This window comes from Spirosoma oryzae, assembly GCF_003002825.1.
In the GTDB taxonomy this organism is placed as follows: Bacteria; Bacteroidota; Bacteroidia; order Cytophagales; family Spirosomataceae; genus Spirosoma; species Spirosoma oryzae.
In genome coordinates this window covers 316,994-336,904 of the sequence record NZ_PVTE01000002.1, presented here as the reverse complement: position 1 = coordinate 336,904, position 19,911 = coordinate 316,994, and the positions used below count along the sequence as shown (strand labels likewise).

Sequence of the window (19,911 nt, the reverse complement as noted above, 5' to 3'; positions counted from 1 at the left end):
TGAAAACCGTTCAGGGCTAAAGCTTATCAGGCTGGTTTGGTGAACAGGAGCGACGACCAGTCGCGCAGGGTCAGGGCGGTTCCCGGTGTCAAACCCGCATCGACTGCGCACTGCCGGATATCGACCGCATCGTGCTGGTAGAAGCCGCTGACCAGCAGGGAGCCACCCGGCTTCAGCAAGGTTGTGTATGTCGGAATTTCAGCCAGTAATACGTTTCGGTTGATATTCGCCAGCACTACTTCATACCGGCTCGTTGGATCAACATCAGCAATCGTGCCCTGAAACACCGTGATCTGTGGACAGTCGTTCAGGTCTGCATTTTCACGCGCGTTTTCTACGGCCCACTCTTCAACGTCGAACGCCAGTACCGATGCTGCGCCCATGCGAGCCGCCAGGACCGCCAGAATCCCCGTGCCGCTACCAACGTCGAGTACCGTGGTGCCGGTGAAGTCGAGCGCCAGTTGCTGTTCCATCATCATCGCCGTTGTTTCGTGATGACCCGTCCCGAACGACATTTTCGGATTGATAACGAGGTCGTAGCGAAACGCCGGGTTTGGCTCATGAAACGACGCCCGTACCCGCACCGTATTGGCGACCTCAATCGGCTCGTAATCACGCTCCCATTCGGCGTTCCAGTTCCGTTTTTCTAACGAATTGATCTGATAGGCTATTGCGGTCATCGAACTGTATTTGGCGACCAGTTCGCGCAGGGCTCCCGGGTCGAAATCGGCCTCCTGCACGTAGGCGTTCAACCCCTCATCGGTCTCGACGAATGATTCAAAATTCAGCTCGGCCAGTTCGGCAGTCAGGATGTCGGTAAAGTCCGGCGAAACCGTTAGTTGTACTTCGGTATAGTTCATACCTCAAAGTAACGAAAAGCCTTGTAGAGACGCGAAGGATCGCGTCTCATCTGCGGCAGCCTATGACCTGCGTCAGCCATACCGTCCGGCGGTAAGACGCGAAGGCCGGGCCGCCGGACGGTCGCGTCTCTACATATCCTAAGCCTTCTCTATCGTATAAGTATAATTACTCTATAAAATTTGGCGTAATGGCAAATTGTCAAAATTTTAATGCGATTTGCAAACAAAGTTTGTTGCTTTTAGTTTGCGTACTTTTTAATTTCACAGGCAGACCTCCGGTGCCGTAAACGGTTGGTCTACTTTCCTGCCTGATGAACATAACGACGCGTCTGGTTGCCTTCCTCTTTCTTTGCTTTATTGCTGATTTAACCCCTGCTTTTGCCCAGACGGATACGCTGACGCCGGAGCAGGCCCGCGCCGATATCGCCTTTCTCAAACGAAAACTCGATCTGCTTCATCCCGGCATGGGCTACTACACGCCCCGGCCCCGGATGGAGCAACTGTATGATTCGCTCTACAATCGACTAACGGCCCCCACGCCCTACCTGGCGTTTTATCATACCGTTAGCCCGCTGGTGGCGGCCGTAAAAGATGGGCATACCAACATGAGTCACCGCCGGAATTTCATCGGTAAGCAGACACGCTATATTCCATTTTTCATCCGGGCGGTTGGCGATCAGTATTACATCAGCCATAACGTATCGCCCGATACCAGTCTGCACCGTGGATTCGAACTGCTGACGATCAATGGTCGACCGGTAGGAGAGCTGCATCGTGAACTGATGGAAGCCGACCGCTCGGGCTCTGACGGGGATAATCTGACGGGCCGTCGGCAGTGGAGTCTGGTGCAGTTTGCTGACTACTACGCTGCCTGGTATGGCTCTGCTGATTCGATTGCGATTACTTACCACGCCAAAGGTGACTCGGCGACGCGGCAGGCCAAAATCGGTTGTATATCGCTACAGCGGTTTCGGGGCATGATGCAACGGCGCTACCCGAATGAGATCGACCGTCGCCCGAATCTGTCGGTGCGGATCGTCGATTCGCTGACCCGGACGGCTGTGCTACGCGTATCGTCGTTTATGAATACGGGAAAAAGGGGGCCGTTCCAGTGGGCATTCAACCGGCGGCTCAAGCGGGCCTTCCGGCAACTGCGCGACCAGGACGTACAGAATCTCGTTATCGACATGCAGGGCAATGGTGGGGGCGTGGTGACCAACTCGGCTAACCTGCTGCGCTACTGGATGCCGAAGCCGTTTACGATGATGGAGCGCGAAGAGATGACGCCAGCGGCCCGTACCGAACTCGTTACCCGCTGGAATCCGATTTCGGCGCTGCACTTTAGCTGGCAGTACAAGCGTAACCAATCGGGGGGCTTTGCCAGTCGATCGGTGCGGTGGCGCTACCGGCCCCGGCGACACCTGGCGTTTCGTGGTAACCTGTACTTCCTGATGAATGGCGCGTCGTTTTCGGCTACGACAACGGTGCTGGCCAAAACGCTCGATGCGGGTATGGGCACCTACATCGGCGAAGCCAGCGGTAGCGCGTACTGGGGCGACTTTGCCGGTCACTTCAAAACGGTGACGCTGCCCAACTCGCGCATTCAGGTACGCATTCCGCTCAAGAAGCTGATCCACGCCGTTACGCCCGACCGGGCCAACGGATTCACGGTTGAACCGGATTTCACCGTCACACGTTCCTATGAAGACCTCCTGACCAACCGCGATTACGTGCTGGATTACACCCTCCGGCTGATTCGCGAAGGGGTCGTCGCCCGCCAGCCGATTCGGACCCGTCCATTGCAGGCGTCGCGCTAAGGTTGTAACTTGGTTGCGCGACAGCCCGTTTGCCGGTGGCTGGAGCATGTACCGAAAACCGGTTATCTGTGTATTGCATCGTCGACGTTGAAACAACGGGCGGCATCAAAGGCCCAACCCGACTTACGGAAATTGCTATTTTTCGCCATGATGGGCAGCGCGTCGTAGATTCGTTCAGTACGCTGCTTAATCCCGAATGCCCAATTCCGCCTTTTATTCAGCAACTGACGGGTATTTCCGAAGCGATGGTAGCGGAGGCACCGCTCTTCGCCGACGTCGCCCATGAGGTGCTGCGCATCACGGAAGGGGCTATTTTCGTTGCTCATAACGTTAGCTTCGACTTCGGCTTTATCCAGAAAGAACTGAACTGGCTGGGGTACGATTTTCTGCGCCGAACGATCTGCACGGTGCGTACCAGCCGAAAAATTTTGCCCGGCTATCCGTCGTACAGCCTTGGTAAACTGTGCCGTTCGCTGGAAATTCCGCTCAACGGCCGGCACCGGGCCGCCGGCGATGCAGCCGCGACAGTGAAACTGTTCGAGATGCTGCTCCGCAACGATAAGCATGGCCATATCCCCCGGCCCGACCAATCGTATACGCAGCTGACATAGTCGCTGCGGCTGTGTCTCTTGTCTCGACTGCCGGTTGGGACAACCGTGTTAAACCAATCACTTCGTCAACCCTATGCTGCGCACCAGTCTACTTTTCTGTGCATTCCTTATGCTTGATATGACCACAGCGGATGCCCAGTCGGGCGATCCGATTCAATACCCCAAAGCCCGCAAGGTCGACCATACCGACACCTACCATGGTACCGTTGTTGCCGATCCGTATCGGTGGCTGGAAGACGACCGGTCGGCGGAAACGGCGGAATGGGTAAAGGCCGAAAATAAGGTCACCGATGCCTACATGGCGCAGATTCCCTACCGCAAGCAGTTACAGCAGCGGATGGAGAAGATCTACAATTACCCCAAGTATTCAGCTCCGTTCCATCAGGGAACGGGCGACATGAACAAGTGGTACTACTTCTACAAAAACGACGGGCTGCAAAACCAATCGGTATTGTATCGGCAGGTTGGTCTCGACGGGAAGCCCGAAGTCGTGCTCGATCCGAACCAGTGGTCGGCCGATGGTACGACGAAACTGACGGTATTTTCGCTGTCGAAAAACGGGAAGTATGCGGTAGTAGGTACGTCGAAAGGGGGCTCTGACTGGTTCAGCTACCGCGTCATGGACCTGACGACGAAGCAGTACCTGCCCGAAACACTCGACTGGGTCAAGGTGTCGGGAGCGGCCTGGCAGGGCGACGGTTTTTATTACAGCCGGTACCCAAAACCGGAAGGCAGCGCATTAGCGGCTAAAAACGACAATCACCAGGTTTTCTTCCACCGGATAAACACCGCGCAATCGGCCGACCGGTTGGTGTATGAGGATACCAAAAATCTACAGCGCTTCCACACGCTCGCTACCACCGACGACGAACGGTTTGCCGTGCTGTCGGTAAGCGATCGGGGACAGGGTAAAGATGGGAATGCGCTGTTCTTTATCGACAGTCAAGCCGCCGAAAAAACATTCGCGCCTATCATCGCCGACGTAACCGATTCGCGCTACAGCCTGATCGACAACCGGGGTGACGTCCTGCTGATGCAGACGAACGATAAAGCGCCCAATGGCAAAATCGTTGCGTTCGATACGAAGAAAAAAGCCCTGACGACGCTGATTGACGAAACGAAATATCCCATGGCCGATGGTGGTGTAAGCACGGGCGGGCGCAAGCTGTTTGTCGAATACACGAAAGACGTCGTGTCAGAGATTCAGGTGTTCGACTACATGGGCAAGCGCGAAAGTACCGTCGAGCTGCCCGGACTGGGATCGGTCGGTGGGTTTGGCGGTCAGCCGGAAGATACGTTCGTCTTCTATTCGTTCACCTCGTTTACCACCCCGTCGACCATTTACCGGTACGACATTGCCAGTCGGAAAAGTACCGTGTTCCGCGCCCCCGAAGTCGACTTCAAGCCGGGCGATTACGAAACAAAGCAGGTGTTCTTCACCAGCAAAGACGGAACGAAAGTGCCGATGTTCCTGACCCACCGCAAAGGCCTGAAACTCGACGGAACGAACCCGACGCTGCTCTACGGCTACGGCGGTTTCAACGTGAGTCTGCCGCCGGGTTTCAATCCGTTGCGCATTCCGTTTCTGGAGCAGGGAGGCATTTATGTGCAGGCCAACCTGCGTGGCGGTAGCGAATACGGCGAAGCGTGGCACGAACAGGGCATGAAGCTGAAAAAGCAGAACGTGTTCGACGATTTCATCGCAGCGGCCGAATATCTGATCAAGGAGAAATACACCAGCTCAGCTAAACTGGCGATCATGGGCGGCTCCAACGGTGGCCTGCTCGTCGGGGCTGTGATGAACCAACGGCCTGATTTATTCCGGGTGGCTATTCCACAGGTAGGGGTGATGGATATGCTGCGCTTTCACAAGTTTACCATCGGCTGGAACTGGATTGCTGATTACGGCAGTAGTGACAATCCCGAGGAGTTCAAGGCGCTCTATGCATACTCGCCCATTCATAATCTGAAGCCTGGCCAAAATTACCCGGCCACGCTAATTTCTACGGCCGACCACGACGACCGTGTCGTTCCGGCGCACTCGTTCAAGTATGCGGCTACCCTACAGGAGGTCTACAAAGGAAATAATCCCGTGCTGATTCGGGTCGAGACGAACTCCGGCCACGGAGCCAGTAACACGAAAAAGAACATCGAAGACGCAGCCGAAACCTATTCGTTCATTCTCTGGAACGTAGGCGTCAAGGCGTTACGATAGCGTCATAAAACAGAAAAGGGCTACCAGATCACGCTGGTAGCCCTTTTCTGTTTTATGACGCGTTTTTATTTGAGTTTGAACGTTACGCCTAGAAACAGGGGTGCAACGCCACTGCCCAATTCGGCAACACCGCCAATTTTGTCTGAGAACATGTAACGTGCGCCAATGTGAACGGGAACGTATACGCCACTGGCAAAGGTGTTAAAATTACTACCGTAGCTGCTTGAATACGAAACGCTTTCGTAGCCGAGACCAAGTCCGGCGTACAAATCCAGTTGGTTCATATTCAGCTTAAGTAGCTCGTTAAAATGGTACGAACCCCGGGCTGCAAAATACAGATAGTTGATTTTGTCGTTGATGCCAAGATACCCATAGTTGAAGCTACGATAAGCTGCCTGACCACCGACCGTGATATTAGGTGCGACGCCAAAATCAGCACCAGCGCCCAAGGCTATACCACCAACACCAGCAGAACCACCAACGCCGATACCGGCATTGACAAACGTAGTGCCCTTGTCGATGGGCATCTGAGCGAACGAGCGTGTGCTGACAAGTGACAGGATCATCAGCAGGAAGACGTAGTGAAGTTTTTTCATGGTAGTAAAAAATAATTGGTTGAGCCGAATAAAGCACGTAAGACTGTCGAACAGGCCAAACGTGATCTATCCATTACGTTGTGTGTTCGGGGCAAAATAACGGAAATTTGGTCGTTCAGTCAGCACCAATCATACCATTATATGACCTTTTGCAAAGTTGGCCTGCCTTATGTATCGGTAGTTGAACGCGAAAAAACACCCACCTGACCCGGGCTGATTCGCGATAGGGGTCGGGAAATAAGAAAGGGGGACGTATGGGCTACGAGGGAGTGGATTGGATCAATTCTTGATACGGGACGGGTGCAATATCCGATGCTTTATTTGACTTGTATGATTACTATTAATGCGCCCTTGGTGTACGTTGTCGATCAGGGCGATTCTGTTCTTGAGTACAATCAAAATAACTTGATTGACGGTCATAAAAAGCCCATGTTCTGCCACATTGAAAACGGCGCAGACCTGCTCATTCGCCTTACGCACTGCCTGGACGGCCGGCTTCCCGATCTGATTCTGTTAGCTACCAACACGCCGATTATGAACGGCTTCGAAACGCTACAGGTCCTGAAAAAAGATGCTTCATTCCGGGCGATACCCGTAATCATGCTGGCGGATACGACGCGTGAAACGGTGATGAAACGATGTTTCGAACTCGGGTGTAATGGGTTGATTCAAAAAGCCAGTAACTACGCTAACCTGGTGAACGCAGCCCGGATGCTGACGAACACGAACTAGTGAAGTCAGGTCGTAAAGGGGTTACAGGCAAATAGTATCAAGTATCGGATAAAAGCCAAGCTTAATCAGTTGGTCGGCTACGCTAATCGGTACAATCCAGAACAGCGAAGCATCTTTTGTCAGCACGCACAGGCGCTTGCCGGGTGGGTCCTGCTGGTGCATAAACTGAGCCGCATCAGTGGGATTGGTGAAGGAGACGAGGGGAGTCTGACTGCCGGGAGGAATAAGGCGAACGATCTGCAAGAGCGTCTGCCAATTGACGGCATCGCGGGATGTCAAAGTCATAATCAGGTCGAGTATACTAGCAACACAATTCCTATTAAAAGTACGGTAACTGGCAGGCGATGGACGTATTTGTGTGCGGAGTGTCTGTATTTTGTGTGTCAACGGTGCGAAACAAAGCGTTCGTATAGAAAGCGCAAAACCGGTGCCAAGCGAGCTATGCCGAAGCTAATCAATGCTGACAAAGCCAGCGTATAGTACGGTACGTAACCGACTATGGGTAGTCGGTTGACTACTGGCGTTTATAAACAGACAAGGCCCTCCAGATTGGAGGGCCTTGTCTGTTTGTAAGGAATTCACTTATGCGTTGACAGGCTTCAGTTTGTCTTTAAACACCTTGCGAAACTTGTCGAGTTTCGGCGCGACGACGAAGGCGCAGTATCCCTGATTCGGGTTTTTCTGGAAGTAATCCTTGTGGTAATCTTCGGCGGGGTAGAACGTCGTGGCTGGGCTGATTTCGGTCACGATCCGGTCGTCGTACGCCCCCGATTTATCGAGTTCAGCTTTGGCCGTTTCAGCCAGTTGCTTCTGCTCATCATTGTGGTAGAAGATAACCGAGCGATATTGCGTACCGACATCGGCACCCTGCCGGTTCAATGTTGTTGGGTCGTGGCTACGGAAGAACGCCTGTAGTAAGTCCTGGTACGATATGGCGGTGGGGTCGTAGGTAATCTCGACGCATTCTGCATGCCCGGTGTCGCCGGTGCACACTTCCTTGTAGGTCGGGTTCTCTTTCTGACCACCTTCGTAGCCCGAAACGGCTGAAATAACACCGTCGAGTGCGTTGAACATGGCTTCCGTACACCAGAAACAGCCGGTGCCAAAGGTAGCCTTCTCAGTATTGGAGTTCGTATTCATCTGTATTCGGTAAGCAACCCGGAAATGAAGTTGATGATGAGGGCAGGGACGGTCAATAACTATTAGTACCGTTCCTTGTTGCTACAGGTATAACAGTCTTCATTTCCGTAAAGTTTATACCCCCACCTATGAAAGATCTCGCTATCGACCAGTTTCGCTACGACGGTGAAAAAAAGCTGAAAATCAAAAAGTTGCCGACAAAGCTGGACAATCTGTACGACGACAAAAGTCACTACGAGACGATGCTTCGGCAACAGGCCGACGAAATCGACAAGTATCAGGATCAGTTATACGCCAACAAGCGCTACGGTTTTCTCATCGTCTTTCAGGCGCTCGATGCTGCGGGGAAAGATGGTACGATCAAGCACGTATTTACGGGTACTAACCCGACGGGGGTGAAAGTATATTCATTCAAGCAGCCTACCGATCAGGAGCTTGACCATGACTTTCTGTGGCGAAGCTGGCGCGAACTGCCCGAACGGGGTACGATCGGTATTTTCAACCGCTCGTATTACGAAGAAGTCCTGGTAACGAAAGTGCATCCCGAGATTCTGACCGATAGTCAGCGGATACCCGAGAAGTCGACGAAAGATCTGAAAAAGCTGTTCGAACACCGCTACGAAGCGTTACGTGATATGGAGAAATTCCTGCATTACAACGGGTTTCCAGTTATCAAATTTTTCCTGAATGTATCGAAGGACGAGCAAGCCAAACGGCTGATCGACCGGATCGAAAAGCTGGAGAAAAACTGGAAGTTCGCCGAGAGCGATGTGAAAGAGCGGGAGTTCTGGGACGACTATCACGACGCGTACGAAGAATGCATCAACGAAACCGCGACGGACAAAGCCCCCTGGTACGTCGTACCCGCCGACGACAAAAAGAACATGCGGCTGATCGTCGGTCGGATTATCATTGAAGAGCTGAAGAAATTACCCATCAAGAAGCCGGAAACCGACGCCGACCGGTTTAAGGAACTGCAAAAGCTGATTCCGATCATTCAGGCGCAATAACTCCCTCAACATAAAGAAGTATGGCCTTTTCCAGTAAGTCGTTTCGTTTCGACAATACGACCCCGTTTAAGTATGCCAAGACACCAACGCTGATTGACCCGTTGTATGCAGATGACGACGATCTGAACCGACAACTCGATGCGCTGGCGGCTCGTATGGATCAGGCGCAGAACCGAATGCATGCCGAGGAAAAATACGGCTTTCTGGTTGTATTTCAGGCGATGGACGCTGCGGGAAAAGACAGCAGTATCCGGCGGGTGTTCAAGGGGGTAAATCCGTCCCGGTTTCGGATGGCTGCCTTTAAGAAACCGGAAACTACCGATCTAAAGCATGATTTTCTGTGGCGCTTCTGGCAGGAAATGCCGGAGCGGGGCAACATCGGTGTTTTCAACCGCTCGTATTACGAAGAAGTGCTGGCGCTGCGCGTTCACCCCGACCGACTGGCAAAGCAGTCGATACCGGAGAACCTGATGCCGAAAGACATCGAGACGCTCTGGAAACAGCGCTTTGGCGATATCGTACACTTTGAAAATTACCTGTTTCGCAATGGATTTCCGATTGTGAAACTATATCTGCATGTCGACAGGCAGGAGCAGGGGAATCGACTGCTGGCCCGACTCGACGACGTAGAAAAGCAGTGGAAGCTAAGCCCCAGCGATCTGAAAGAGCGTGAGTTCTGGGACGACTACATGAAGGCCTATGAGGACACGATCAATGCAACGGCGACGAAGGAAAATCCGTGGTACGTAATTCCCAGCGACGACCGCAAAAATCAGCAACTCATCATCGCCAATATTCTGACCGAACTGCTCGAAGAACTACCAACGTCGTTCCCCGAAACAGACGAGAAAACCATCCGCGAACAGCGTAAGCTGATCAAGGAGCAGGACGAATAGCTGTTTATAGTATTCAGTATTTGGTTTACGGTTTTCGGTCATGTGCTGGAAACCGTAAACCAAATACCGTAAACGCTTCATTTCACCGCCTTCAGCTGGTACCCTTGCTTGCGGAGGAGGGCTATAAGTCCGTCGGGGCCGGCCAGGTGAAGAGCGCCCACGGCGATGAACGTTGGGCGGGTGGCCATCAGGCCGGGTAGCCGTTTCATCCAGGTCTGGTTGCGCTCCGTGACCAGAAAGGACAGATCGCCGTATTTGTCTTCGAACGACCGACTCAGCTTGTACAAACCATCCAGATCGCCTTTGAGGTAGAGTTTGGTCAGGTCACCGGCAGCTTTCTGCATCCCCGCTTTCTCTTTAACCATCGTTACCAGATCCGTTGCCTGTTTCTCGACCGGGTCGTGGTCGAACAGGAAGCCCATCTGCTGTTCCATGGTCTCCAGGGGTGTTACGGTCTTGTTGAGTTTACGCCCTTCGCTGGCAAAAAACAGATCGATCGGCTGACCCGTAAAGCGGTTCAGCGTGTCGGATTCCTTCTCGGTGTACGCCATGCTCAGCGTCGTTGCCGTCATGATCGGCTTCATCATACTAAACATGGCCAGATCGTAGCCCGTCATTTTTTTGAACTCGTTCGCTACCAGTTCGTAGTCGGCGGGGGAGATCAACTGTTTCAGGTTCTTACCGGGCATCATGGCCTTCATGGCCATACTCAGCATCGCGGCCGAATCGACTGTCGTTTCGACGACAACGCCCGCTGACTTATCGAATGCCTGCCGGACGGTTGGCGCTTTACTGATGTAGCTGTCCTTCAAAATATGGTACGTGCCGAACAGGTAAGACGGCTGTTTCAACTCGTTGCCCGACACTTCCCACAGCATCGACTGAGCGTTGACCCGGCCAGCAAACAGAACCAATAAGAGCAGAATAAGGCGCATAGGCGATGGTTGTTAAGCTAGTGTAAAGAAACGGCTTTCGCATTGGCTTTCGCTTACCGTTCAACCCGGCAAAACGGAGTTTCAACAAATTTAAACGACCCACCTTTTTACAGATCGTACTTTTGCGGGAAAACAAGGCGTCTGGTCTCCCACTACGACAAATTCACTATGAAGAAAGATATACTGCTTTATTGGCTGGTGTTGCTGAGCTGGCTGGTTAGCGTTGATACTGGTTTTGCGCAGGACAAACTAACCGTCAGTGGCTACGTAAAAGATGCGGCCAATGCCGAAGGCCTGATCGGCGTATCGGTTTACGTGAAAGAAACGGGTACGGGTGCCGTGACGAACAATTACGGATTCTACGCCGTAACGATGCCGCCCGGCACGTACAATCTCGTCGTTAGCTACGTCGGCTACACCAGGCAGACACAAACCGTTACACTGACCGACCGGAACGTAAAACTCGATCTGGAGCTAACGCAGGAAGGTCGTCAGCTTCAGGAAGTGACTGTATCGACGCAGCGTGAAGACGACAACGTGAAAAGCGTTGAGATGAGCGTCAACCGGATTGGTGTTCAGACAATCAAGCGCATTCCGGCCCTACTTGGTGAGGTCGACGTGGTTCGGAGTATCCAACTGCTGCCGGGGGTCAGTACGGTAGGGGAGGGCGCTACGGGTTTCAACGTCCGGGGTGGTAGTATCGATCAGAACCTGGTTTTGCTCGACGAAGCACCGGTGTATAACTCGTCGCACCTGTTTGGCTTTTTCTCCGTGTTCAATCCCGATGCGGTGAAGGATGTCAAGCTTATCAAAGGCGGTATTCCGGCTAACTATGGCGGACGAATCGCGTCGATTCTGGATGTACGTCTGAAAGAAGGGAATGCGAAAAAAGGAGAGTTGAACGGCGGTATCGGTCTGATCTTTAGTCGGTTGTCGTACGAACGGCCGTTTCTGAAAAATAAGGGATCGTTTATCGTCGCGGCCCGGCGATCGTATGCCGATATTCTGGCGCAACCCTTTCTACGGGGCGACCTGCGCGGTTCTAAATTTTATTTCTACGACCTGACGGCGAAAGCCAATTACCGCATCAACGACAAGAACACCGTGTTTTTGTCGGGCTACCTGGGGCGCGATGTATTCGGGGCTGATTTCGGCTTCAACTGGGGCAGCACGACGCTGTCGGCCCGGTGGAACCACGTCTTCAGCGACAAGCTGTTTCTTAACACGACGGCCTACTACAGCAACTACGACTATGCACTCAACTCCGACCTGAACGGGAAGAATCCGCAGGACTATTTCCGTACCAACTCGCGCATTGTTGATTACAGCCTGAAGCCTGACTTCTCGCTGTTTCTGGGACGCAGTACCCTTACGTTTGGCGGGCAATCGATTCTGCATGATTTCCAGCCTGGTCTGGCTACCGCGACGAGCGCTGGCGTTGAACGGACGTTTGGCCTGAACAGTCGCTACGCCCTGGAAAATGCCGTATACATCGGCAACGAACAGCAGTTAACCCGTCAGTTACAGCTGCAATATGGACTGCGTTATTCCCTGTTTACCTATATCGGGCCCGGCGAAGCGTACACATTCAGCAACGACGGCGAGGTTGGTAAACGAAAAGCGCTGGTGTCGACGCAGACCTACGACCGGGGGAAGTCTATTCAGACCTACGGTAACTGGGAGCCGCGTTTTGCGGCCAAGCTGGACCTCGGCGACAACAGTTCGGTCAAGCTCAGCTACAACCGGCTGGCGCAGTATATCCACTTGATTTCCAACACGACGGCTTCTACTCCGCTCGACGTCTGGACCCCATCGACCAACAACGTCAAACCCCAACTGGCGGATCAGATCGCCGGGGGGTATTTCCGTAATTTCGGAAAGAGCAGTACACAGGGACGGGCCTACGAAGCGTCGGTCGAAGTGTACTACAAGTGGCTGCAAAATCAGATCGACTATATCGACGGGGCCAGCCTGATTCTGAATCAGTACCTCGAAGGCGACTTGCTTAGCGGACGGGGCCGTGCCTACGGGGCCGAGTTCTACGTCAAGCGGAATACCGGTGTCGTCAACGGCTGGATCAGCTACACGCTGGCGAAGACGGAACGGCAGGTAGCGGGTATCAACAACGGCGACTGGTACGCGACTCGCTTCGACCGGCGGCATACGCTGACGTCGGTGCTGCTGATCGATCCGCCGGGTCGTACGGACGGTCGCAGCCGCTGGAATTTCTCGGCTACCTTCACCTTTGCCAGCGGAACGCCCGCTACCTTCCCAACCAGCCGTTTCGAGTACGAAGGTTACGTGCCATACACTGTCAACGGACGGAATAACTACCGCATTCCGCCTTATCACCGACTCGATCTGGCGGCTACGTTGCAGGGGCGCAAACGAACCGGCAAGCGCAAGGACGACAACTGGGTATTTTCAGTCTACAACGTCTACGCCCGGAAAAATCCGTTTTCTGTATTCTTCCAGCCCAGCTCGACCGACCCCCGCATTACCCAGGCGGTTCGGTACTCCGTATTTGCGTCAGCCATCCCGTCCGTTACGTACAACTTCAAATTCTGATCAGCCATGACTACTCTATCTTACTTCCGATTACTAGGAGCACTGTTGACGTTAGTCTGGCTGAACACGGCCTGCGAGACCGTCATCGATGCTAAGCTTGATACGTCACCCACACAACTGTCTGTCGACGGAACGATCACCGACCAGCCTGGTCCGCAGACGGTACGACTTAGCCTGACAGCCCCTTATTTCGACAGCGCAACGACACCGGCCGCCAAAGGTGCTACCGTGACAGTCGCCGATAATACGGGCCGAACCTATGTATTCACCGATCCTGATAATGATGGGTACTACGTCTGGCAACCCGCCCAACGCGATACAATGGGGCGTATCGGCCGTACCTATAAGTTAACCATTGCCTATCAGGGCGACACGTACATAGCCAGTTCGACCATGAACCGGGTACCAGCCATCGACTCGCTGGTATTTCGGGAAGCCCGAATCAATCCGATTTCCAGTACCATGGGGTATCGGGCCAGCTTTTATGCGCGTGATTTTCCCGGCGCTCGTGATTACTACCGTGTCCGTTTTTTCTGGAATGGCGTGTTACAAAACAAACCCCGCAACATTGTAACGGTACAGGATGCCGCTTTCCGGGGTAGTGCCGACACTGACGGGCTTCAGTTCATTCAACCCATCCGCCAGTCAATCAATCCCGACAGTCTGTACCGCATGAATGATTCAGTACGCGTTGAGGTGCAGTCGATCACACCTGAAGCGTTCGATTTCCTGAGCCAGCTACGGACGCAACTCACCAACGGTGGCTTATTCGCAACGCCCCCAGCCAATTTACCCACCAACATCGTCAACATGGCCAACGGTGGCCGTGCTGCTACGGGCTTCTTCACCGCATCAGCCATACGCACCCGATCAGCCGTCGTGAAAAAAGAAAATTTGCGGTAGGTTGTAACCCAGAGCGGCCGCGCCACGGTGGTCACCGCGTGGCTCCCGGTCTGGTAACCGTCAGCTTTACTGTGTAGCCTGGACGTCCACGTCCGGGTGCCCGTCAGGACAACTGTTTCAGGCAGTCGCTTTGTTGGCCGCTGTCGCGCCCACCCGGACGTAGACGTCCAGGCTACATTACTGACACTAGAGCCAATACAACGGGTAAGAGTACCCGGATGAGTCACCCCTCTCCTGTTTTGGGAGAGGGGCCGGGGGGGAGGGGCCAGGCTACAACCTACACCACCGGTGCCGTCGGGCTGCTCTTCCCCCGACGGCGGAACCGGTTGATGCCATCCTGAATAGTATCGCGCTCGACGACAGCGATGACGCCGAGGAACAGCGCAAACAGAACCAGATGATACGGAATGGCAATCCAGAAACTGGTGATTTTGATGAGCCCGGCCGCCCAGATGAGCGCGCCTGCACCCGCGATGTAGCCAAGCGCCGAGCCGACGTTGTAGGGAACAGGGTAGTATTTTTCGCCCAGCAGGTAACAGACAACGGTCATCACGATGCAGGACGCCAGAAACGCAATGGCGCAGCCCATGTAGCCCATTACGGGAATCAGCAGGATATTCCCGGCGACCGTTACGGCCAATCCGATCACTGTAATCAGCGTGCCGAAGCGTGTTTTGTCGCTCAGCTTGAACCAGAACGAGATGTTGTAATAAACGCCCAGAAACAGGTTGGCCAGCAGCAGAATCGGCACAATACCCAGACCTGTTCGGTATACAGGTGACCGCAGCATCAGTTGCCCGATTACGTCGATGTTCAGGCTGACCCCCACCCATATTACCACGCAGATAATAACGAACCACTTCGTCACGCGCCCCAGCAGATCGGGAGCCTGCTTGTCGTCGGCCTGGGCGAAGAAAAACGGGTCAGCGGCAAATTTGAACGACTGAATCGCCAGCGCCATAAAGACCGATAGCTTGTAACAGTTACCGTATACCCCTACGGCAGCGTTGGTCGTCAGGCCGGGGTAGAAACCCGCCGGGAGTAGGTGCGACAGTACAATTCGGTCGGTTAGAGTATTGAGCAGGCCCGCCAACGTGGTTAGCATCAAGGGGAACGAATACAGCAGCAGCGGCTTGACAGCATCCGGGCGTAGCTGAAACTTGAAATTTAGCAGCGTGTCGCGTAGCAGGTACACGTATAATAGATTTGCCAGCAGGTTGGCCAGGAAGATGTAGCCGGGGCCGATGGCCGGGTAATAAATCAGTCGGATAAGGGGCTGCAGGCCGGTCAGGTACTTACCCATGTATACGTCGCGGCAGAACAGCAGGAAAAAGAAATTCAGCCCGACCATCACAACTACATTGATAATCTTAGCTGTAACAAACTGCCGCGCACGGCCCTCCACTCGTAACCGTGCGAAGGGGATCGACATGATGGCGTCAATAGCCACCAGTAGCGCACACCATGTAATCGACAGTTCCTGCCCTTTAAAGTCGAGCCAACTGGTAATAGGTCTGGACAGCAGTAGAATCAGCGCTGTGAAGAAGCCGGTGATCACCAGCACAATACTGAGTGTATTGTTGAAGGTCTCGTCGCGTATCGATTTGTTTTCGGGGCCTTTCGCGCGGGCGGCACCCCGGAAAAAGGCTGTTTCGAGCCCAAACGTGTACACCGCCAGCATCAGGGCGACGTAAGAGTACAGCACGACGTTCGACGCCAGTTCGCCGGCTTCCGTGAAGACCCACGTCTGTAACGGCACGAGCGCGAAGTTGATCATGCGGGGCACAATCGTGCTTAGTCCGTACAGGGCGGTGTCGCCAGCCAGCTTTTTGAAGGTACTCATAGACGGATGCAGGCCCAAAGCCCGGCTGACAAAGGTAATACGCTATCCGAAATTAGTCGGTGCCGCCACAATCCGGCTCCGCCCCGTGTATGATGCATTAGCGAAATCCAGGTGCAAGTCCTTTCCGCTTAGAAACGAGTTGGGATGGGGGTTTACGACCTTTGGCTATCTTTGCAGATACGTTCATCGTACTGTATGTCCCTTCCAATATCCTCCGCGCTGATTTCCGTCTATTACAAAGACGGTCTCGAACCTCTCGTCCGCCTGCTTCACGAGCACAACGTGAAACTTTATTCGACCGGCGGTACGCAGACATTTATCGAAAATTTGGGTATTCCGGTCACGGCCGTTGAAGACCTGACCGGCTACCCGTCGATATTCGGGGGGCGGGTAAAAACGCTGCACCCGGCCGTAATGGGTGGTATTCTCTACCGGCGAAACATGCCCGAAGACCTCGCACAGGCTGATCGGCATCGTATTCCGCCGATCGATCTCGTCGTAGTCGATCTCTATCCGTTTGAAGAAACGGTAGCCTCGGGTGCGTCGGATGAAGACATCATCGAAAAAATCGACATCGGCGGTATTTCGCTGATCCGGGCTGCGGCTAAAAATTACAACGACGTCCTGATCGTGTCGTCGCGTAGTCAGTACGACGGGGTGGTCAGCCTGCTGACCGAGAAAAACGGGGGTACCGACCTGAGCGACCGGCGCGAATACGCCGGAAAGGCGTTCAGTGTAACGTCGGGTTACGACACGGCCATTCAGCAGTATTTTCTGAGCAGTCCGGCTGGTGACGATTCGGCGACTACCGACGTGCACGACTTCCAGCAACTGCCCGAAAATCACCTGCGGTACGGCGAAAACCCGCACCAGCAAGCCCGTTTCTTCGGTGATCTGGATGCTATGTTCGACAAGCTGCACGGCAAAGAACTGTCGTACAACAACCTTGTCGACGTGGATGCCTGTGTGGGGCTGATCGATGAGTTTGGCGATACGCCGACTTTTGCCATCATCAAGCATACCAATGCCTGCGGTATCGCGACGGCGGCTACGGCGAAAGAGGCTTACCTCAACGCCCTGGCCTGCGATCCCGTGTCGGCCTTCGGTGGCGTGGTAATCACAAATGGTACGGTTGATCTGGCGACGGCGGAAGAACTGAACAAACTGTTCATGGAAATCCTGATCGCTCCTGATTTCGCCCCCGAAGCTCTTGACCTGCTGAAGTCGAAAAAGAACCGGATTTTACTGCGTCGCAAGCCGGTTGCCCTGCCGACGGTTATGTTCAAGACAATCCTGAACGGCGTACTGGAACAGGACAAAGACAACACGGCCGAAGTAGGCGATCAGTTCAAAACCGTAACGCTGAAAGCACCGACCGACAGCGAAGTACGGGCGCTGGAGTTTGCCCTGAAAGTCTGCAAGCACACGAAATCAAATACGATCGTGCTGGCGAAAGAGGGACAACTGCTGGCAAGTGGCGTTGGCCAGACGTCGCGCGTCGATGCGCTGCGGCAGGCCATCGAAAAAGCCCACGCCTTTGGTTTCGACCTGACCGGGTCGGTTATGGCGTCGGACGCGTTCTTCCCCTTCCCCGACTGCGTTGAAATCGCCGGTCAGGCTGGTATTTCGGCCGTTGTTCAGCCCGGCGGTTCCATCCGCGATCAGGATTCGATCGACTACTGCAATCAGCACGATATGGCGATGGTGACCACCGGTGTCCGGCATTTCAAACACTAGTCAGTTTACAGTTTTCAGTATACGGTTTACGGTGTAAGCCAAGCGCATGTCGGTGTGGTTGCCGAAAACCGTGTACTGAAAACCGAATACCGTTATGCGGCTTCTCTATACGATCTGGTGTGCGGTGGTGCTGGTGGGGCTTTATCTGCTGCTGTTTCCGGTACAGTTCATCTGTCTACAGCGGACGGCATGGAAGCCAATGGCACACCGAATTAACCGATGGTGGGGAAAGGCGTTTTTTGCACTGGTCGGTATCTCGGTCGAGATCGAGCACCGATTTCGACCGGAATCGGATGGCGTATATGTGTTCTGTGCCAACCACTTTTCGTACCTGGATATTGCCGCTATGGGCGTGGTGGTGGACAACTATTTCGCCTTCGTGGGAAAGAGTGAGGTGAAACACATTCCACTGCTGGGCTATATGTTTGCCAAACTACACGTGCAGGTCGATCGGGAGCAGGCAAATAGCCGGGCTTACTCGCTGGCCAAGTCGATTCGTACGCTGGCGTCGGGACGGAGCATCATGATTTTTCCGGAAGGAGGCATTGTGGCGAAGGACATCCCGCAGATGCGACATCCACTAAAAAACGGTGCCTTTATCATGGCTATTCAACAGCAGGTACCCATCGTCCCGATTACGTTGCTGACGAACTACCAGATTCTGCCCGACGTGCCCCAAATCCGGATGCGTCGGTGTCCGCTGCGCGCCGTCATTCACGCGCCCATCGCGACTACCGGTCTGACGCAGGATGACGTCGAGCGACTCAATGAAGAAACCTATCGGGTAATTCAAGAGGAGTTGGATTCAGTGAGACAACGAGTTAATTTTTAAACACAGAGAAACGGAGCTTTCACGGAGATAACTGAGCAAGCACGGGTGTCATAATTTCTCTGTTGTCTCTGTGAATCCTCTATTCCTCCGTGTTTCCCCAAACGCGCTGACTATGATTACAACAGAACTTCTGCACAAAATTGCGCACCTCGCCCGGCTGGACGTGCGGCCCGAAGAGGAAGCCAGTATGCTCGGCAGTATGAACGACGTACTGACCTGGATGGAGCAACTGAATGAAGTCGACACGGAGGGCGTCGAACCGCTGACGCATATCTCGCCGGAAAACAACGTCCTGCGCGATGATGTTGTCATGAATCAACTGCCCCGCGAGCAGGCGTTGGTTAATGCGCCCCAGCAGGATGGTCAATTCTTTGAAGTACCGAAAGTATTAGAATAGGGCTCGCGGCAGAATTTTAGTCGATCCGAGTCGGCGATACTCTCTGTCTGTGGTCAGCGACTGTTGCTGTAAGCCGGTAACGATTCGCCAACGGTAGTAGCGAAATGCATTTGTCAGGAGGGTTCTTCTTTAGTCAATAGAAAAGCGACTAAAGAAGAACCCTCTTGCTGTCAGATTAGAAAAATAAGCCAAATTGTCTGACAATTAGTGAACTATGCTGAATATAGCCGGTACGTTGATGACTACTGACATGACTACGCAAACGCAACCGGCTTCGGATAAGCAATACGGGACTATATACAAAGGCAGCTTAATTGTACCTGTCCTGCTGATTGTCTTGCTTGCTGTATTACTTTGGTGGTTTCTGAACAAGCGGAAATAATGCCCGATAAGAGACTAACGATGGCCTTTTTCTTCACAGTCTAGTGAAAAGACCAAAATTGAATCTCGCTTATGAATACGCATTAGCAACTCGTTCTCCCGCTTTATTACCGTATCACCGATAGCTATGTATTTGCCATATTGAACATACCAGCCGCCCTCTTCGCTATATTTTTCTTTTTCCCCGTTGTAGATATTGACTCCCTTCAATTTGAAAGGCCGGCCAGGGCTTATGTCAGTAACAACCATCGAACATTTTTGAGGGCGATAATAAGCATCAGCAACTTCGCATCTTCCCCGGCAACCGAGTATCAATTCAGTACTGACGGCTACCATAATCAGGCTCAGTAACGCATGTCTATGATGTTCCATAGTTTTTAACGCAGTCCTCTGTATAGTTTCTCAGTATAACGCGAGTGTACATGAGACGCGCTTATG

At 53.4% G+C, this 19,911-nt stretch carries 18 protein-coding genes; 11 read left to right on the top strand and 7 right to left on the bottom strand.

Translation table 11 applies throughout. The features are described from left to right. Positions 1-26: 26 nt before the first annotated feature. Complete coding sequence (gene prmA, locus CLV58_RS03635) at positions 27-860, bottom strand: 50S ribosomal protein L11 methyltransferase (protein ID WP_106136406.1); 834 nt, start codon at positions 858-860, stop codon at positions 27-29. A 311-nt stretch (positions 861-1,171) separates the two neighbouring features. On the opposite strand from prmA, the gene CLV58_RS03630 reads away from it, so the two are divergent. From CLV58_RS03630 to CLV58_RS03620, 3 genes are all read left to right on the top strand, one after another. Further along, positions 1,172-2,677 (top strand): S41 family peptidase, encoded by a 1,506-nt coding sequence (locus tag CLV58_RS03630; protein ID WP_106136405.1) that lies wholly within the window; start codon positions 1,172-1,174, stop codon positions 2,675-2,677. 68 nt (positions 2,678-2,745) lie between these two features. Further along, the gene (locus tag CLV58_RS03625; RefSeq protein WP_106136404.1) at positions 2,746-3,288 is read left to right on the top strand and encodes a 3'-5' exonuclease; all 543 of its coding nucleotides are present in this window, start codon (positions 2,746-2,748) and stop codon (positions 3,286-3,288) included. Positions 3,289-3,397: 109 nt separating this feature from the next. After that, on the top strand, positions 3,398-5,503 hold the full coding sequence (locus CLV58_RS03620) for a prolyl oligopeptidase family serine peptidase (protein WP_211300812.1): 2,106 nt from the start codon (positions 3,398-3,400) through the stop codon (positions 5,501-5,503). 65 nt (positions 5,504-5,568) lie between these two features. Here CLV58_RS03620 and CLV58_RS03615 read toward each other — a convergent pair whose 3' ends face one another. Then, positions 5,569-6,099 carry a hypothetical protein gene (locus CLV58_RS03615; RefSeq protein WP_106136402.1) on the bottom strand — a complete coding sequence of 177 codons (531 nt, stop codon included), beginning with the start codon at positions 6,097-6,099 and terminating at the stop codon, positions 5,569-5,571. Positions 6,100-6,429: 330 nt separating this feature from the next. Between CLV58_RS03615 and CLV58_RS03610 the strand changes: the two genes are divergently transcribed. After that, positions 6,430-6,831: a response regulator gene (locus CLV58_RS03610; protein WP_170108639.1), complete on the top strand. Its 402-nt coding sequence runs from the start codon at positions 6,430-6,432 to the stop codon at positions 6,829-6,831. 21 nt (positions 6,832-6,852) lie between these two features. Here the strand turns inward: CLV58_RS03610 and CLV58_RS03605 are convergent, their stop codons facing one another. Both CLV58_RS03605 and msrA read right to left on the bottom strand, forming a co-directional pair. Continuing rightward, positions 6,853-7,116 (bottom strand): hypothetical protein, encoded by a 264-nt coding sequence (locus CLV58_RS03605; RefSeq protein WP_106136400.1) that lies wholly within the window; start codon positions 7,114-7,116, stop codon positions 6,853-6,855. A 297-nt stretch (positions 7,117-7,413) separates the two neighbouring features. Further along, on the bottom strand, positions 7,414-7,971 hold the full coding sequence (gene msrA, locus CLV58_RS03600) for a peptide-methionine (S)-S-oxide reductase MsrA (RefSeq protein WP_211300811.1): 558 nt from the start codon (positions 7,969-7,971) through the stop codon (positions 7,414-7,416). Positions 7,972-8,099: 128 nt separating this feature from the next. On the opposite strand from msrA, the gene CLV58_RS03595 reads away from it, so the two are divergent. After that, positions 8,100-8,981, top strand: coding sequence for a PPK2 family polyphosphate kinase (locus CLV58_RS03595; RefSeq protein ID WP_106136398.1), 882 nt, complete (start codon positions 8,100-8,102; stop codon positions 8,979-8,981). Between the two features lie 20 nt (positions 8,982-9,001). Then, positions 9,002-9,877 carry a PPK2 family polyphosphate kinase gene (locus CLV58_RS03590; RefSeq protein WP_106136397.1) on the top strand — a complete coding sequence of 292 codons (876 nt, stop codon included), beginning with the start codon at positions 9,002-9,004 and terminating at the stop codon, positions 9,875-9,877. Positions 9,878-9,954: 77 nt separating this feature from the next. Here CLV58_RS03590 and CLV58_RS03585 read toward each other — a convergent pair whose 3' ends face one another. After that, on the bottom strand, positions 9,955-10,812 hold the full coding sequence (locus CLV58_RS03585) for a TraB/GumN family protein (RefSeq protein ID WP_106136396.1): 858 nt from the start codon (positions 10,810-10,812) through the stop codon (positions 9,955-9,957). A gap of 168 nt (positions 10,813-10,980) precedes the next feature. On the opposite strand from CLV58_RS03585, the gene CLV58_RS03580 reads away from it, so the two are divergent. Together CLV58_RS03580 and CLV58_RS03575 are read left to right on the top strand one after the other, a co-directional pair. Continuing rightward, a complete protein-coding gene (locus CLV58_RS03580) occupies positions 10,981-13,380 on the top strand; it encodes a TonB-dependent receptor (protein WP_106136395.1) in 2,400 nt (799 codons plus the stop codon). 6 nt (positions 13,381-13,386) lie between these two features. Further along, the gene (locus CLV58_RS03575) at positions 13,387-14,283 is read left to right on the top strand and encodes a DUF4249 domain-containing protein (RefSeq protein WP_106136394.1); all 897 of its coding nucleotides are present in this window, start codon (positions 13,387-13,389) and stop codon (positions 14,281-14,283) included. A 277-nt stretch (positions 14,284-14,560) separates the two neighbouring features. Here the strand turns inward: CLV58_RS03575 and CLV58_RS03570 are convergent, their stop codons facing one another. Continuing rightward, positions 14,561-16,126: an oligosaccharide flippase family protein gene (locus CLV58_RS03570; RefSeq protein ID WP_106136393.1), complete on the bottom strand. Its 1,566-nt coding sequence runs from the start codon at positions 16,124-16,126 to the stop codon at positions 14,561-14,563. A 195-nt stretch (positions 16,127-16,321) separates the two neighbouring features. Here CLV58_RS03570 and purH point away from each other — a divergent pair, with 195 nt between their 5' ends. The 3 genes from purH (at position 16,322) to gatC (ending at position 19,092) form a co-directional block, all read left to right on the top strand. Next, a complete protein-coding gene (gene purH, locus CLV58_RS03565) occupies positions 16,322-17,863 on the top strand; it encodes a bifunctional phosphoribosylaminoimidazolecarboxamide formyltransferase/IMP cyclohydrolase (RefSeq protein WP_106136463.1) in 1,542 nt (513 codons plus the stop codon). A 94-nt stretch (positions 17,864-17,957) separates the two neighbouring features. Next, complete coding sequence (locus CLV58_RS03560; RefSeq protein WP_106136392.1) at positions 17,958-18,695, top strand: lysophospholipid acyltransferase family protein; 738 nt, start codon at positions 17,958-17,960, stop codon at positions 18,693-18,695. A gap of 112 nt (positions 18,696-18,807) precedes the next feature. Beyond that, positions 18,808-19,092 (top strand): Asp-tRNA(Asn)/Glu-tRNA(Gln) amidotransferase subunit GatC, encoded by a 285-nt coding sequence (gene gatC, locus CLV58_RS03555; protein WP_106136391.1) that lies wholly within the window; start codon positions 18,808-18,810, stop codon positions 19,090-19,092. A gap of 396 nt (positions 19,093-19,488) precedes the next feature. On the opposite strand, the gene CLV58_RS03550 is transcribed toward gatC, so the two are convergent. Beyond that, positions 19,489-19,845, bottom strand: a complete 357-nt coding sequence (locus CLV58_RS03550) for a hypothetical protein (protein ID WP_106136390.1) — start codon at positions 19,843-19,845, stop codon at positions 19,489-19,491. Between the last annotated feature and the right edge of the window lie 66 nt (positions 19,846-19,911).